The sequence below is a fragment of the Candidatus Accumulibacter aalborgensis genome, assembly GCF_900089955.1.
Taxonomy (GTDB): domain Bacteria; phylum Pseudomonadota; class Gammaproteobacteria; order Burkholderiales; family Rhodocyclaceae; genus Accumulibacter; species Accumulibacter aalborgensis.
Genome location: NZ_FLQX01000135.1, coordinates 1 through 14170, shown reverse-complemented (window position 1 = coordinate 14170; position 14170 = coordinate 1). Strand labels below are relative to the sequence as shown.

Genomic DNA, 14170 nt, shown 5'->3' with positions numbered 1-14170 from the left:
GAGGACACGCTCATGTGGATTTTTCTGCCGGATGCCTTTCTCTCGATCGTCGACAAGGGCGATGAAACCGGCTGCACGCTTCTGGTTCGAGCCAGGAGAAGCGGCGACATCGAACGGATTTTCCCGGAGGCTCAAGTCATCGAAGGCGCCGGGACCGATTACCGATACAGAGCGCGCATTCTGCGTAGTCAGGTCGTGGACGCGATCGCCGAATCCGTGCGGAGCATCGCCTACGGGAACTTCAAGAACCAGGTGACCGACGACGATCGGCACAACGCCTACTTTGAGGTGTGGCGAGACATGAACAGGTTTCAGGAGAACCCGCGCCGCAAGTGAATTGCCGCCCAGAAGAGGGAACCGGTGAGGGCTGCCCCGGACGACTCGGGGTTGCGCCAGTGTCGCATTCCAACTGTAAATAGACCTCCGCCCGCCCGTCCAGAGTGGGTGTCAGTTGAACTGACGCTCACGCCGGCCGCCAGCGCGGGGAGGCCGGCGATGAAATTGGAAACTCTCCAAACTCGGAGAGTTCGCCCCCGCCAGCGCGCGAAGCCGGGTTGGCAAAAGCGGAAATTCCCGCTATCCAATCCGGCCGACCGCGCCGGGATTCGGATTGATGAAATCTGCTTACCATTTGCTTGCCAGATCGCCAGAAAGCAAAAGCCCGACCTTGTGAGCCGGGCTAATCCTTTGTTTCTTTGGTGGTGATGGGTGGAATTGAACCACCGACCTATGGGTTATGAATCCATCGCTCTAACCAACTGAGCTACATCACCTTGGGGCCGCGATTATAGGTCCCTCGCCAGTTCCTGGTCAAGCGTGAGCGCCGCAAACTGCGGAAGCTGGGCGTGGCCAGTGGATCCGGCAGGATGCAGGCTGAAGATCAGCACTGATTGGGAGCGAACCAGCCCCAAATCAGTGCAGGACGATCGGGCGTGCTGCACCGGCGCAGTATGTGTCGAGGAGGGCGTCGATCGACTCTTCGTCGCGTTCACTGTCGGGAATCGCGTCGATAGCCTCGCGCAAGTCCCGCGCGACCGATCCCTGGACATACAAGCTGCGGCTGGCAGCCTTGTCCACCAGCTCAAAACCCTGTTGTACCGGGTAAGCGACGATCGCGTAGTGCTGACTGTTGTAGACGATGTTCATGCGCACTCCTTTCCAGGGGGACGGTCACGATGCTTGAAGGCGTTCCGGTTCATTACCGATACCAGCCTTCGACAATGTAGAGCAAAGTTCGTGCCATAAATCCGCCGCCTAAACCTTGTCGAAGCGCATGATGCCGCCGTCGCAGGCCACGTGGATCGTATCGCCGGCGGCAAAACGCCCTTCGAGAATGGCCCTGGCCAGGGGGTCCTCGAGTTGTGATTGAATCGCACGCTTCAGTGGGCGCGCGCCATAAACAGGGTCAAAGCCGGCCGACGAAACCTCCGACAAGGCGCTGTCGGCCACTTCCAGCTTCATTTCGAGCTGCGCCAGGCGCTTTTCGAGGTAAGCGAGCTGAATCCTGGCGATCGACTTGATATGCTGCTCGTCGAGCGCGTGGAATACAACCACCTCGTCAATCCGGTTGATGAACTCGGGGCGGAAATAGGTCTTCACTTCACCCATTACCGCCAACTTGATCACTTGGTAATCGTCACCGGCCATTTGCTGGATCATCTGGCTACCCAGGTTCGACGTCATGACGATGACCGTATTCTTGAAATCCACGGTGCGTCCGTGCCCGTCGGTCATCCTGCCGTCGTCGAGGACCTGCAGCAGAACGTTGAATACGTCCTGGTGTGCCTTCTCGACTTCGTCGAGCAGGATCACCGAGTAGGGTTTGCGCCGGACTGCTTCTGTCAGGTAGCCCCCCTCCTCGTAGCCGACGTAACCCGGTGGCGCGCCGATCAGGCGTGACACCGAGTGCTTCTCCATGAATTCGCTCATGTCGATGCGAATCAGGTGCTCCTCCGAATCGAAGAGGAAGCCGGCCAGCGCCTTGCACAGTTCGGTCTTGCCGACACCGGTCGGGCCGAGAAAGAGGAACGAGCCGTAAGGCCGGTTGGGATCGGAGAGGCCGGCGCGCGAGCGGCGGATGGCGTTGGCCACCAGACGGACGGCCTCGTCCTGCCCGACGACACGCTGGTGCAGGCGGTCTTCCATCAGCAGCAGCTTCTCACGCTCGCCCTGCATCATCTTCGCCACCGGAATGCCGGTTGCCCGCGAAACGACTTCGGCGATCTCTTCGGTACCCACTTCGGTGCGCAGAAGTCTGTTTTGCCGGCTGCCATCGCCCGACTTCTCGGCAGCCGTCAGTTGCTCCTCAAGCTGCGGCAGCTTGCCATGCTGGATTTCAGCGGCTTGCGCCCACTTGCTCTCCCGCTGCAGGCCGGCAAGCTCGACCTTCAGCCGGTCGATCTCTTCCTTGATGTGCGCGCTGCCCTGGAGCTGCGCCTTTTCGGCCTTCCAGATTTCATCGAGGTCGTTGTACTCGCGACCAAGCTTGACGAGTTCCTCCTCGATCAGATGCATCCGCTTCTTCGACGCTTCGTCGCGTTCCTTGCGCACCGCCTCACGCTCGATCTTGAGCTGGATCATGCGCCGGTCGAGCTTGTCCATCACTTCGGGCTTCGAGTCGCTCTCCATCTTGATCCGTGCCGCCGCTTCGTCGATCAGGTCGATCGCCTTGTCCGGCAGGAAGCGGTCGGTAATGTAGCGCTGCGACAGTTCAGCGGCCGCGACGATCGCCGGATCGGTAATCGGGACGCCATGGTGCAACTCGTATCTCTCACGCAGGCCGCGCAGGATGGCGATCGTCGATTCGACCGTCGGCTCGTCTACCAGCACTTTCTGGAAGCGACGTTCGAGTGCGGCGTCCTTCTCGATGTACTTGCGGTACTCGTCGAGCGTCGTCGCACCCACGCAGTGCAGGTCGCCACGCGCCAGCGCCGGCTTGAGCATGTTGCCGGCGTCGATGGCGCCCTCGGCCTTGCCGGCGCCGACCATGGTGTGCATCTCGTCGATGAACAGAATGATGCGTCCCTCTTCCTGCGCAATCTCCTTGAGCACCTGCTTCAGGCGCTCTTCGAATTCGCCACGATACTTGGCCCCGGCGAGCAGGGCGGCCATGTCGAGACTCAGCACTTTCTTGCCCTTGAGCGTTTCGGGTACCTCGCCATTGACGATGCGCTGTGCGAGTCCTTCGACGATGGCGGTCTTGCCGACGCCGGGCTCGCCGATAAGCACCGGATTGTTCTTGGTCCGCCGCTGCAGAATCTGGATCGTCCGGCGAATCTCGTCGTCGCGGCCGATGACCGGATCGAGCTTGCCCAGGCTGGCGCGCTCGGTCAGGTCGATACAGTACTTGCTCAAGGACTGGCGCTGGCCCTCGGCTTCCTGGCTATCGACGGCCTGGCCGCCACGGACCGAAGCGACGGCCTGCTCCAGCGATTGCCGGACCAGTCCGTGCTGCCTGGCCAGGCGACCTCCTTCGCCCTTGTCGGCGCACAGCGCGAGCAGAAACATTTCCGAGGCGATGAACTGGTCTCCGTGTTTCTGCGCCTCCTTGTCGGTAAGGTTGAGCAGATTGGTCAGGTCGCGACCGACCTGCACCTCGCCGCCGTGCCCCTCGACTTTCGGCAAACGGCCAATGGCCTGAACCAGCGCCGCCTTGAGCGGCGGTACATTGACTCCCGCGCGCGCGAGCAGGGAACTTGTCGAGCCATCCTCTTGCTGCAGAAGGGCCAGCAGCAGGTGCTGCGGCTCGATCATCTGGTTGTCGTGTCCCACGGCAAGGCTCTGTGCATCGGCCAGAGCCTGCTGGAACTTGGTGGTCAGTTTGTCCAAACGCATGCCGCGATCCTCCGAAGAATTGTGTCGATGTATTGCAGATGGGGACGGGTGGCGGTAATTCAACGACTTTTAATTGGCGCCCCTTGGTATGAAAGTCGCGCGAGCGACGAATCTCCCCTCACCCTCATTACGGGACAGACGTCGTGCACGCGAAGTCCACTGATGCGGCGAGTCCTTGCCCGCGCCAGAGTGCCCAGACCGCCGCTGCAGTACCGACCTGCGCAAGAAACCATCGGTCTTTGCCGCTGGAAGCGGATCGGTTTCTGGAGTCAGCGAGCTTCCTGGCCCCTGCGGGACTTGCGGCCATGCTGACTTGCCCAGGCGACTGCCGCTTCCAGTGAGAGGTTTGCTCAGGCCGTCACACCCCACATGCCGAACTGCAAGCTCTGCGCCGACACCTGAAGTGTGAAAGGTTTTGGCAGATTCTTCGACTCAACACCAAGAGAGCCAATCTGCTACTGTTCGATCTGGAGCGAGGTCGGCAGCCACCGATCACATGCTCCAGATTGAGCGGGCCGCTCGCTCCTGTATTTTGCTCAACTCAGCCGTCAAGCAGAATCTCTTTTTGCATTTGAACTCGCTACCGGAGCCCGTCGTGAAACGCCTTATCGGTCTTTGTCTCTGCATCTTCATTGCAACGGCCGTTCTCGACGGCACTGCCTTTGCCGCAGAGCCACCCTTGAAATTCGGCGTCGGGCTCTTCCAGCCGGACAAGGAAAAGAACGATGCCACCTACCGCCCGCTGGCGACTTATCTTTCGGTGAGGCTCAATCGACCGGTCGAACTACGCACCGTCGATAGCTGGGAAGGCCTGGCCAAGTCGCTGGCCAACGGCGAGACCGACATTGCGCTGATCGGGCCGTGGGGCTATGTGCTGGCCAATCACCAGGCCGGAGCGCAGGTAGTGTCCACAATTCTGTACGACGGCAAGCCCGAGTATTTCGCCATCATGGTGACCCACCCGAACTCCGGCATCAACCAGCCAGCCGACCTCAAGGGCAAGACCTTCGCCTTCGGCGACAAGGGCTCCACCTCCGGCTACCTGATCCCGCTGCACTATTTCATGACCCAGGGAATCGACCCGGAGCGCTACTTCAGCAAGGTGCTGTATACCAAACATCAGGCGATCGAAACACAGGTCACCCAGGGTGTTCTCGACGCTGGCGCTGACTACAACCGCAACCGCAATGCGATGATCGAGCAGGGTCTGATCAAGGCCGAGCAATCGAAGATCATCTGGCAGTCGGCGCCATTGCCGAACGACGCGGTCGCGGTCAGCAAAGCACTGGCCGCCGATAAAGCCTTTGTCACTCGCCTGCAGGCAGCGCTCAGCGAGGTCGGTGAGGCCCTGAAAACCGAGCCCAAGCTGCTCCCGCCGCACTACAGCGGCTTTGTCAGCCGCGACAACAGCTTCTACAAGCCGATTCGCGACGCCGGTCTGGCGACAGGAATCCTGCAGGCGAAATGAGGCCGGTCCGTGCCCCGACGGGCCGCAACCTGGCGGTGCCGCGGCCGCTGTCGTGGGCGCCAAAGGCGATCCTCGATGTCGCGCGCTCCATACACACCGTGGTGTTCGGTCTGCTGCTGGCCAGCATCGACGACCAGAAACTCGTCGATCTCTATCGGCCGGATGCGGGTCGGAATCGAAGCACCTGCCCGGCTTCCGTCGCCCAGCGGTGGGAGGCTGGACGGGAGGCGTTTTCATGAACAATCGTGCCGATCGAAGCAAAGGATCTCGTGTTGTGTTGTAGCATAGTCACACACGTGACCCACGCGATCCTCAAATTCGCGCAGATCATCGCTGCCATCGTTATGCAATCTCTCCTTGCCATCGTGGCGCCCATGCCTGAACGAAAGGATTGACCCGTGAGCCCTGCGAAAATCAATGAACTCTTCGACACCCTCCGCGCGGCGTGTGCACGCCAGTTCGGTTTCAATCCACGCCAGGTCACGGCGGGAATGCGCTATGTCGGCACAGAGGGCCATGGCAAAGACCTCGTTCATGTTTTCCGGGATGCCGGTACCCATTCACAGGTCGCGCTCAAGAACACCTTCGCGACCTTGCGCGAAACGCACGGCGACAAGCCACATTGGCGTGAAGCCGAGAAGACTCATTACCAGAAGTCCGATGCCCAGATCGACGCGGAGATCGAGGCCAGGCAGGCCGAGCTCGATTTCACCCGCAATTGCTCGCTCTATCAGGACCATCGTGAACAACTATTGTCACACTACAAGGATTGGCCAGGCTATCAGGCCGGCGGGCCAAACCCGCGCGAAGCGGCGAGGGCGCTGATCGGCGCCCTCGCCGATGCCGACGATCCTCGGCTGGCGGAATTTGCCGAACACCTGCGTTCGAACGATCCGGAACATCTGGCGCATCTGCTGTTGGCGCCTTGCCACCTCGAGCTCGAAGCACGCAAGGCTGCGGCTGGCAACGATGGTCGCTAGCACGAGCCGGTGATCCGTGATCGCTCTGTTTTACGCCCATCCGCATCCAGCGCGATCGCGCGCCAATCGTGTGCTGCTCGATGCAGTACGCGAGCTGCCGTCGCTGACCGTGCGCTCGCTTTACGACACGTATCCTGATTTCGGGATCGATATCGCCGCTGAACGCAAGCTGTTGGTCGAGTCGGAACTGATCGTCTGGCAGCATCCGATCATGTGGTATTCGGCACCGGCGTTGCAGAAGCTCTGGTTCGACACCGTGCTCGCCGAGGGCTGGGCCTACGGCGAAGGGGGCACCGCGCTGGTCGGCAAGTCGTGTCTGTGGGTCACCACTACCGGCGCGCCGTCGGCAGATTACGCGCCGGAGGGAAGCCAGGGATATGGCTTCGAGGCCTTTGTTCCGGTGATGGAAATGACCGCCCGCTACTGCGGCATGCACTGGTTACCGCCGCAGGTCGTGCATGGCGCCCATCTGATCGAAGAAGCTGCGCTGCGCCAGCACGCCGCGCGCTATCGTGAGCGTTTGCTGCCGTTTGCTGGTGGGGAGCATCGTGGCTGAGCCAGCGGTGTTGCGCGATGCACTCGTGTACCTCGGCGCGGCCGTGGTCTGCGTGCCGATCGCCAAACGCGGCGGTCTCGGTTCGGTCCTCGGCTACCTGATTGCCGGCTGGCTGATCGGCCCCTGGGGCCTGAAGCTGGTCGGCGAAGTGGAGTCGACGCTGCACTTCGCCGAGTTCGGTGTCGTCCTGATGTTGTTTCTGATCGGGCTTGAACTCGAACTCAAACGCCTGATCGAAATGCGCCGCGCGGTGTTTGGCGGCGGTAGCCTGCAGATGGCCGCCTGTGGGTCAGCGCTGGCACTTACTCTGGTCGCCTTGGGTCTGCCCTGGCAGGCCGCGCTCGCTGCGGGACTGGCACTGGCGCTCTCATCGACGGCGATCGCTGTGCAGACGATGAACGAGCGCAACCTGATGGCGGCTCCGGTCGGCCGCAGCAGTTTTGCCGTGCTGCTGTTTCAGGACATCGCCGCGATTCCACTCATCGCGCTGGTCCCTTTTCTCGGTACAGCGGGTGGTGAAGGCGGTGCCGGCTGGCTAGGGGCGGCGAAAGCGCTGGCCGCGATCGCCGGCGTGGTGATCATCGGCCGCTTTCTCACGCGGCCACTGATGCGGTTGATCGCCAAGGCCGACGTGCGCGAGATCTTCACCGCGTTTGCCTTGCTGCTGGTGATCGGTATCGCGCAGTTGATGGCCGCGGCGGGTTTGTCGATGGCGCTCGGCGCCTTCATCGCCGGCGTGCTGCTGGCCAGCTCGGAATACCGGCACGCACTGGAAAGCGACATCGCGCCGTTCAAGGGCTTGCTGCTCGGACTGTTCTTCATTGCCGTCGGCATGTCGATCGACTTTGGCCAGGTGATCGCACATCCCGGCCTGCTCACGGTACTGGTGGTGGGTCTGCTCGCGGTCAAGGGGACGATGCTGGCGCTGATCGCCCCGCGCCTGGACGTTCCCCGCTCCGAGCGCTGGCTGTTCGCCGCGCTGCTCGCGCAAGCCGGCGAATTTGCTTTCGTGGTCTTCGGTGTCGCGCGCGAGGCGCAGGTCTTGCCGCGCGATTGGGAAGGCCTGTTGACGGCTGCCGTGGCGCTGTCGATGGCCGCCACGCCGCTGCTCCTGATCGCCTTCGATCGCCTGACGGCGCAGCGCGCGGGCAGCCAGCGCGAAGCGGATGCGATCGACGACGACACGGCAACGGTGATCATCGCTGGCATGGGGCGTTACGGTCAGATCGTCGGCCGCATGCTGCTGGCGCAAGGCATCCACATCACCGTGCTCGATCACGATCCCGACCAGATCGACACGCTGCGCAGGTTCGGCTATCAGGTGTTTTATGGCGACGCGACGCGGCTCGATCTGCTGACCGCGGCGGGTGCTGCCAAGGCGAAGCTGCTGGTGGTGGCGATCGACGACGTCGCTGAAAGTCTGGCGCTGGTCGATCTGGCCAGGGAGAGCTTTCCGGGCCTGGCCATCGTGGCGCGGGCGCGCAATGTGCGCCACTGGCTCGAACTGGCCGATCGCGGCGTGACGGCGATCGAGCGCGAGACCTTCGAGTCGTCGCTGAAGACCGCCCGTACGGCACTGACTCTACTCGGTGTTGAACCGTATGAAGCGCGTCAGATCGCCGATGCTTTCCGGCGGCATAACCTGGTGACGCTCAACGCGCTGTTGCCGCATTTTCGCGACGAGGCGAAAACCGTGGCCATCGCCAAGAGCGGCCACGAAGAACTCAAAGAGAACCTGCTGCGCGATCGCGAGGCGCGCGAGCAAACCGGTGCGGGTGGCTGGCACTGAGCGTCGGGTCAGGCGTCGCTATGGACCTTGGCTGGCTAAACCCGTGTGCGGCCATAGCCCGGGCGTTTGCTGTCATGTTTGACGACCAGAACCCGGATCTCGTCCGCACCAGCGCGATAGATCACGGTGTACGGAAAGATGCTCATGGCGAAGCCTCGCCGATCTCTGGTTCTTGGCGATCCGATCTCCGGGTGCTCGACGAGAAGGCTCGACAGCCGCTTGAACTCGGCCACGAATCGTGCCGCCAAAACGGCTGAGCCTTCGCGCTCGTAGAAGGCGGCAGCCTCCCGGATGTCTTGCTCAGCGCCAGGGTGCAGCGTGACTTTCATCCGGGGAATCGTGCCTCCAGCCTGGCGATGGCCACATCGAGGGGCACCGGCTGTACCGCGCCCGTCTCAAGTTCCTGTTCGCGCTCGTCAGCAAGAGCATCCCAGGCGGCTTCGGCTTCGCAGTCGACGTCCAGACTGGCAATAAGCCTATCAAGGAGCCGCGCCCTGTCGGCCAGTGATAGACGCAGCACCTCAGCTTGCAGCGTTTCCAAGGTGGGTGACATTGGCTTCTCCTGAGTGTGCGGAGCTATGAAACGACATCGAAAAAAGCGAAAAAAAGAACAAAAGCCGTCAGACCCTCATGGCGCTACGCGATGCCTTAGGCATGCCTTTTTCCCCTTCAGGAATACTCATGAGCGGTTGTGAAAAGTCTTCCGGCATTCCAACAGTTAATCCATGAGGAAAGGCCGCCTCGGAATATCAAAGAACTTATCCCAGAGCGCTTATCAGCCATTCGATTGTTAGTCATTGTCGGCGCGTTTCTTCTGCCGCGCCAGCCTTCGGGCTGTTTTTTCCTTATCAAAATAACCCATAGCCGCTGCAGTGTTGCATTCCTTGCAGTAGCCCTGTAGGCCATCTTTGCTCTTAGTTAGCTTGTGAAAGTCGTGTGCTGCTTTTGTTTGTCTACACTTGATGCAATATTTTGTGGTAACAGCGTCTGACATTTAGATGTTTACAACCTTATCGAGGAATTCTCTGGCGGCTTGCTTCTCTATATCGGACTCAGGATTTGCTATAAGGCGTCCGATAGTCTTCCCCTCAAACTGCGACACGCCCCTAGAATTTCTGCCAGCCCAATGTTTCAGTAGGATGGTAGATCTGAGGAGCTTGGTCTGAAACATTGAGACAAGTACCGTATTGGCAATTTTATCAGGGTCAACACCAACGAAATAAAACATGAAAATGGAATTTTCTGTCGCCAGAAATTCTAGCATCTTGTCTAGGTTATAAGCCTTTGGGTTTGAGTTCAATATCATTATCTTGGTCTTAACATCTGTCTCCGTATGATATTCATCAAAGATTCGCGTGTAGTCGCCAAGGCTGTTTTCCGTTTTGAACTGCGGCAAGCTATTCCTCCCATCCCTTAATGCTGCAATTAGTTCCTGTTGTAAACGCTCATCCTCGCCGGCGATTAGATATTCTATAATTCTTCCTCGCACATTTACATTTTCAATAAGTGCCGCAAGAAGGATTTCGTTTCTAAAGCAGCGGACCTTCTCATCAAGCTCCCGCTTTAGTTCGGCTGCGTCTGGTGAGGCGACAAACTTTACCGATCGCTCAGGGGCGTCCATAATCGTTAGTCGCGCAGCCTCGGTAACGAGATATTTCCTACCTGTCGGACTAATATCATTAGTTGCCTCAACCAAGCGAACAAGATTGCCTTCAAAACCTAATCCATGATGGATATTAAACAATCGCTCGAAATTATCAGGAAAATTCCTGATTCCTTCAAACTCTCTCATTATGTCTGAGCCATTTATGCTCCCTCGTATGTTGTTCTCGCGTAACTCTTGTGAACTGTGACTTATTTTTTTTAGAAAAGTTGAATTAGCCAGATGCAGGTAGTTTTTCTGTGGAGTGACAAGGCATGCTATAAATGGCCTATCATCGACTTTTTGGAGATTTGAAAGGGAAAGAACAGTATTGCTGAAGCTCTCATTCTTGGATGAACTAAACCTGATAGCAAAATCTGCACAGTAATAGACTGCGCGGTCTTGTGTCAGCGAAAACTTATCCGCAATTAAGTGTGTTAGCTTGCTCTTGTCGTTGATGCCATGATGGGTCGAGATAGAAACGATCAGTGCCTTTAGAAACTCACTCATCGAAAAGGCCTAGCATGCTTGTAGGGGCAATTCGCAGCTTGGTAGATTTCTGTTCGCTAAGCGAATTTCTTTCCCAGAAATAGCCATCATGATAGCCTTGAATGGTCGTGTCGTGGTCAGCTTGGGCGAGCCGTTTAATAGCCATTTGGCAGTATTCTGATTCTACTTCGACCCCACAAAATTTCCGTCCTAGCTTCTTTGCTGTAACGCACGTGGTACCCGAGCCTAGGAACGGATCAAAGACGAAGGCTCCTTTTTTAGAGCTGGCCAGTATGAGTTTTGCGATAAGCTTCTCAGGTTTTTGCGTTGGGTGGTCTGTATTCTCCGGCATAGACCAGAATGGAATTGATATATCTGTCCAAAGATTAGATGGATGAGTCAGACGGAAGTTTCCTGCGTCTGTTTCTTCCCAGTCTTTTGGGGCTCCAGATTTGTCTCGGTAGGGAGCTATAACTCTCTTCTTAACCTTGACGGCTTCAACATCAAAAAAATAGTCTCTGGACATTGTACAAAACCAAATGTCCTCAGAGCAGTTCTTCCAGTTAGTAGTAGCCCCCCTCCCTTTCTCGCGTTCCCATGTTATGCGGTTACGTACAATAAAATGACGATGCAATACAGACTGAACCGAGCTAGATGATTGCCAATCACAGCAAACGTATATCGATGCGTTAGGCTTCAAGCATCGAATCAGCTTCTGCATCCAGCTGTCAAGCCACTGCTCGTAATTAGCTGAGGTTGTTTTAGAGAACTTCGTTTCAGAAAATGTTTTGTTGAGGTTGTAGGGTGGGTCAATAACTAGAAGATCAATGAATGCATCGGGTAGATACCTAATGCATTCGAAGATGTCCTGATGAATCACGCTTCCGTGGATGTCTTCAGGTTTGACATTGGTTTCAAGGGTAATCGTTTTAGCAATGAGGCTTAGAGTCTCCTCGGCTGCAATGGTTAGAGTCCTATTGCGTGGCGCGCGGAGTTTTTGGGCAGGAATGTCTATGACGGGTTGCTTTAAGTACATTGCTTATAGTCCTTATTTGTTGTCCGTATTTATGCTATGGCGCAAGTTGACAAATTAAAGTGGCCGCCTGAGCAAAGACAAAACTGCACCGAATTTTAGCTGCACTACAGTTTGACCAGCATCTCGACAGCGCTGCCCCGGTTTTGCCCTTGGCGTGCTTTGTTCTGTCTCTCTTGTTTCTCCCCCCGGTTGCAGCACTGGCGGGGTCAGCTGGCGGGGTCAGTTCAGTCAGCTGGCGGGGTCAGTTCTAACATTCCAACAACCTCTTACGCGCCATGGGGAAATCCAACAGATTGCGCTTGGCCGCGCCGACCCAATGCGACAGACGATCGGTTCGAGAAGTGATGCTCATGGGCAAAGTATATCGGCTTCGGTCCATTCTGCAAGAGAGCCAAAGCGAACGTTTTCATAAAAAAAACATAAAAAGCATAAAAAGTAAAAAAGGGGTCAGACGGCCTTGATCATCATTCCGGCCGCGCCCACGCTCGCGGCACTGCTCCGGCGATATGGCGAGAGCACGCGCGCCCTCGGGTGGAACTACGCTGGACGCGCCGCACCCCAGTGCGGCACTCCTCGCCGGCGATCTCGGCATTGCGTACCGCGGATGGACCACTCCGGACTGGGGTGCGGCGCTCCGCGGTAGGTGGCCGAAACGATGATCAAGGCCGTCTCAGACGGTCGGACCCCTTACTTCCCTTGGCCGAACGCTGCCGACTATCTTGCCTTCCAATTCACCTTCACCTATCTCATGGGCAGACGGAAGGTATTTGCCTCTCGCCATTCAGGCAGCAACCAGCACGGAAACCAGACCTGTCGTGTGATTTGCCGCCTTGGGACGAATGACGATTTCCACGTCCTTGTCGAGTAGAGTAATGAAGTGTAGCAGGCGCTCCGACGAAAAACGACTCAGCTTGAAGTTGTGTAGCTCGGAAACATGGGGCTGGGGGATGCCGAAGATTTCGGCCACCATAGTCTGTGTCAGCTTCCGATCCTTGATAAGGTCGTTGAGGCGCATGGCGAGCTGAACACGAAGTTTCCGTTCTCCCGCGTCTGCAAATCCCAAGTCCCGGAACACGTCGCCCGTACCGCCTTCTACCGTTTCAGTTTTCCTTGCCATATCGTACCTCGTAGTCGTTGCGCGCCGTCTTCAATCGTTCACGGATGCGGTCGATGTCGGCCTTGGCGGTGCGGATGCCGGATGGCGATTTCTTCTGGAAGCAGTGAAGAACATAGACCGCCTTGGCGAATCGCACCGTATATGCGACCCGATAGGTGTCCCCAAGAAAATCCTCCACCAATTCGAAGACGCCGGTCCCTTCACCCTTCCAGTGCTTCGCTGTTGGGGGTTGGCCACCCATTTGCACCACCCCTAGCGCGTAACCGAACTCATCAACCACCTCCTCGGGGAAATCCAGCAGATTGCGCTTGGCCGAGCCGACCCAGTGCAACGGACGCTCGGTTCGAGGAGGGATGTTCATGGGCAAAGTATACCGAGTTAGGTATGTTCTGCAAGAGAGCCGAAGCGAACATTTTCGGCAGCGACCCTTGCATTCGAGCTGCGCCAGAGCAGCCGCCAGAGCTCCGCCTGCGCAAGCCGTGACAATCCAAGGGGCAGCGTCAGAGTAGGTTGACGATCACGGGTGCGGGAACCATAATGGTTGCCTTTTGGGGGCGATGACCGATGCCCACGACCCTGACGTTGAAGAACATTCCTGACTCCGTGTACGAGCGGTTGAAGGCTTCTGCGGCGCTGCACAGGCGGAGTATGAACAGCGAGGCGATTGTGTGCCTCGAAGCCGTGTTGGCGCCAACCGGGGTTACGCCAGCCGAGCGCTTGGCTCGCGCTCGCGAGTTGCGGGCTGCGCTGGAACCTACGAAGTTCCCGGCTGGTGAGATTGACGCCATGAAGCGTGAAGGGCGAGCATGATTGTTGTGGACTCAAACGTGGTGGCCTACTTGTACTTGCCTGGTGACTACACGCTTGCCGCCGAGGCCCTGCTTGAAAGTGACCCGGAGTGGGCAGTCCCTGTGTTGTGGCGCAGCGAGTTTCGCAACATTCTGGCGGGGTACATGCGAGGCAACAACCTGAGTTTCGAGCAGGCTGCTGCGCTGCAAGTGGAAGCAGAAGGCTTGCTTGCCGGCTGTGAGCACGAGCTTGATTCCAGAAGCGTCCTCGAATTGGTCCGCGACAGCGATTGCTCTGCGTACGACTGCGAATTCATTGCGCTGGCGCTAAAGCTGGGCACTAGACTGGTGACCATGGACAAGAAGCTTCTGAAAGCGTTTCCAGACCGCGCTGTGGCTTTGAATGCGGTCTAACGAATAAGGATAGATCGTGCGAAGCCACGATCTGATCCGTTTGTTGGACGAGCCCGG

At 58.0% G+C, this 14170-nt stretch carries 16 protein-coding genes and 1 tRNA gene; 8 read left to right on the top strand and 9 right to left on the bottom strand.

What is annotated here, in order from left to right:
• The first annotated feature begins 12 nt into the window (after positions 1-12).
• Positions 13-336 (top strand): hypothetical protein, encoded by a 324-nt coding sequence (locus tag ACCAA_RS15935; protein ID WP_186408243.1) that lies wholly within the window; start codon positions 13-15, stop codon positions 334-336.
• Positions 337-696: 360 nt separating this feature from the next.
• On the opposite strand, the gene ACCAA_RS15930 is transcribed toward ACCAA_RS15935, so the two are convergent.
• The 3 genes from ACCAA_RS15930 to clpB all read right to left on the bottom strand — a co-directional run bounded on the left by ACCAA_RS15930 (position 697) and on the right by clpB (position 3834).
• A tRNA-Met gene (locus ACCAA_RS15930) sits at positions 697-773 on the bottom strand.
• A 139-nt stretch (positions 774-912) separates the two neighbouring features.
• Positions 913-1146, bottom strand: a complete 234-nt coding sequence (locus ACCAA_RS15925) for a DUF3567 family protein (protein ID WP_186408242.1) — start codon at positions 1144-1146, stop codon at positions 913-915.
• Between the two features lie 108 nt (positions 1147-1254).
• On the bottom strand, positions 1255-3834 hold the full coding sequence (gene clpB / locus ACCAA_RS15920) for an ATP-dependent chaperone ClpB (RefSeq protein ID WP_186408241.1): 2580 nt from the start codon (positions 3832-3834) through the stop codon (positions 1255-1257).
• Between the two features lie 595 nt (positions 3835-4429).
• Between clpB and ACCAA_RS15915 the strand changes: the two genes are divergently transcribed.
• The 5 genes from ACCAA_RS15915 (at position 4430) to kefC (ending at position 8627) form a co-directional block, all read left to right on the top strand.
• Positions 4430-5302 carry a phosphate/phosphite/phosphonate ABC transporter substrate-binding protein gene (locus ACCAA_RS15915; protein ID WP_245754609.1) on the top strand — a complete coding sequence of 291 codons (873 nt, stop codon included), beginning with the start codon at positions 4430-4432 and terminating at the stop codon, positions 5300-5302.
• A complete protein-coding gene (locus ACCAA_RS15910; protein WP_186408239.1) occupies positions 5299-5541 on the top strand; it encodes a hypothetical protein in 243 nt (80 codons plus the stop codon). Before ACCAA_RS15915 ends, ACCAA_RS15910 begins: the two co-directional genes overlap by 4 nt.
• A gap of 159 nt (positions 5542-5700) precedes the next feature.
• Positions 5701-6282 (top strand): hypothetical protein, encoded by a 582-nt coding sequence (locus ACCAA_RS15905; RefSeq protein ID WP_186408238.1) that lies wholly within the window; start codon positions 5701-5703, stop codon positions 6280-6282.
• A 16-nt stretch (positions 6283-6298) separates the two neighbouring features.
• A complete protein-coding gene (kefF, locus tag ACCAA_RS15900; RefSeq protein ID WP_186408237.1) occupies positions 6299-6838 on the top strand; it encodes a glutathione-regulated potassium-efflux system oxidoreductase KefF in 540 nt (179 codons plus the stop codon).
• Complete coding sequence (gene kefC / locus ACCAA_RS15895; RefSeq protein ID WP_186408236.1) at positions 6831-8627, top strand: glutathione-regulated potassium-efflux system protein KefC; 1797 nt, start codon at positions 6831-6833, stop codon at positions 8625-8627. The genes kefF and kefC overlap by 8 nt, the downstream gene beginning before the upstream one ends.
• Before the next feature lie 35 nt (positions 8628-8662).
• On the opposite strand, the gene ACCAA_RS15890 is transcribed toward kefC, so the two are convergent.
• The 6 genes from ACCAA_RS15890 to ACCAA_RS15865 all read right to left on the bottom strand — a co-directional run bounded on the left by ACCAA_RS15890 (position 8663) and on the right by ACCAA_RS15865 (position 13272).
• A complete protein-coding gene (locus ACCAA_RS15890; protein ID WP_186408235.1) occupies positions 8663-8956 on the bottom strand; it encodes a type II toxin-antitoxin system RelE/ParE family toxin in 294 nt (97 codons plus the stop codon).
• On the bottom strand, positions 8953-9180 hold the full coding sequence (locus ACCAA_RS15885; RefSeq protein ID WP_186408234.1) for an addiction module protein: 228 nt from the start codon (positions 9178-9180) through the stop codon (positions 8953-8955). Before ACCAA_RS15885 ends, ACCAA_RS15890 begins: the two co-directional genes overlap by 4 nt.
• A 441-nt stretch (positions 9181-9621) precedes the next feature.
• On the bottom strand, positions 9622-10779 hold the full coding sequence (locus tag ACCAA_RS15880; protein ID WP_186408233.1) for a hypothetical protein: 1158 nt from the start codon (positions 10777-10779) through the stop codon (positions 9622-9624).
• Positions 10772-11794: a DNA-methyltransferase gene (locus ACCAA_RS15875; protein ID WP_186408232.1), complete on the bottom strand. Its 1023-nt coding sequence runs from the start codon at positions 11792-11794 to the stop codon at positions 10772-10774. Before ACCAA_RS15875 ends, ACCAA_RS15880 begins: the two co-directional genes overlap by 8 nt.
• 781 nt (positions 11795-12575) lie before the next feature.
• A complete protein-coding gene (locus ACCAA_RS15870) occupies positions 12576-12911 on the bottom strand; it encodes a helix-turn-helix domain-containing protein (protein ID WP_186408231.1) in 336 nt (111 codons plus the stop codon).
• A complete protein-coding gene (locus ACCAA_RS15865) occupies positions 12895-13272 on the bottom strand; it encodes a type II toxin-antitoxin system RelE/ParE family toxin (RefSeq protein WP_186408230.1) in 378 nt (125 codons plus the stop codon). Before ACCAA_RS15865 ends, ACCAA_RS15870 begins: the two co-directional genes overlap by 17 nt.
• A gap of 203 nt (positions 13273-13475) precedes the next feature.
• On the opposite strand from ACCAA_RS15865, the gene ACCAA_RS15860 reads away from it, so the two are divergent.
• Together ACCAA_RS15860 and ACCAA_RS15855 are read left to right on the top strand one after the other, a co-directional pair.
• Entirely contained in the window at positions 13476-13721 is a 246-nt protein-coding gene (locus ACCAA_RS15860) for a FitA-like ribbon-helix-helix domain-containing protein (RefSeq protein WP_186408229.1), read from the top strand.
• Complete coding sequence (locus ACCAA_RS15855; protein WP_186408228.1) at positions 13718-14113, top strand: type II toxin-antitoxin system VapC family toxin; 396 nt, start codon at positions 13718-13720, stop codon at positions 14111-14113. The genes ACCAA_RS15860 and ACCAA_RS15855 overlap by 4 nt, the downstream gene beginning before the upstream one ends.
• Positions 14114-14170 lie beyond the last annotated feature (57 nt).

What these genes read in the sequence shown, in the direction of transcription:
- ACCAA_RS15935 (WP_186408243.1), top strand. Translation starts at nt 13, where the DNA reads ATGTGGATTTTTCTGCCGGATGCCTTTCTCTCGATCGTCGACAAGGGC.
- ACCAA_RS15925 (WP_186408242.1), bottom strand. Translation starts at nt 1,146, where the DNA reads ATGAACATCGTCTACAACAGTCAGCACTACGCGATCGTCGCTTACCCG.
- clpB (WP_186408241.1), bottom strand. Translation starts at nt 3,834, where the DNA reads ATGCGTTTGGACAAACTGACCACCAAGTTCCAGCAGGCTCTGGCCGAT.
- ACCAA_RS15910 (WP_186408239.1), top strand. Translation starts at nt 5,299, where the DNA reads ATGAGGCCGGTCCGTGCCCCGACGGGCCGCAACCTGGCGGTGCCGCGG.
- ACCAA_RS15890 (WP_186408235.1), bottom strand. Translation starts at nt 8,956, where the DNA reads ATGAAAGTCACGCTGCACCCTGGCGCTGAGCAAGACATCCGGGAGGCT.
- ACCAA_RS15885 (WP_186408234.1), bottom strand. Translation starts at nt 9,180, where the DNA reads ATGTCACCCACCTTGGAAACGCTGCAAGCTGAGGTGCTGCGTCTATCA.
- ACCAA_RS15880 (WP_186408233.1), bottom strand. Translation starts at nt 10,779, where the DNA reads ATGAGTGAGTTTCTAAAGGCACTGATCGTTTCTATCTCGACCCATCAT.
- ACCAA_RS15875 (WP_186408232.1), bottom strand. Translation starts at nt 11,794, where the DNA reads ATGTACTTAAAGCAACCCGTCATAGACATTCCTGCCCAAAAACTCCGC.
- ACCAA_RS15870 (WP_186408231.1), bottom strand. Translation starts at nt 12,911, where the DNA reads ATGGCAAGGAAAACTGAAACGGTAGAAGGCGGTACGGGCGACGTGTTC.
- ACCAA_RS15865 (WP_186408230.1), bottom strand. Translation starts at nt 13,272, where the DNA reads ATGAACATCCCTCCTCGAACCGAGCGTCCGTTGCACTGGGTCGGCTCG.
- ACCAA_RS15860 (WP_186408229.1), top strand. Translation starts at nt 13,476, where the DNA reads ATGCCCACGACCCTGACGTTGAAGAACATTCCTGACTCCGTGTACGAG.
- ACCAA_RS15855 (WP_186408228.1), top strand. Translation starts at nt 13,718, where the DNA reads ATGATTGTTGTGGACTCAAACGTGGTGGCCTACTTGTACTTGCCTGGT.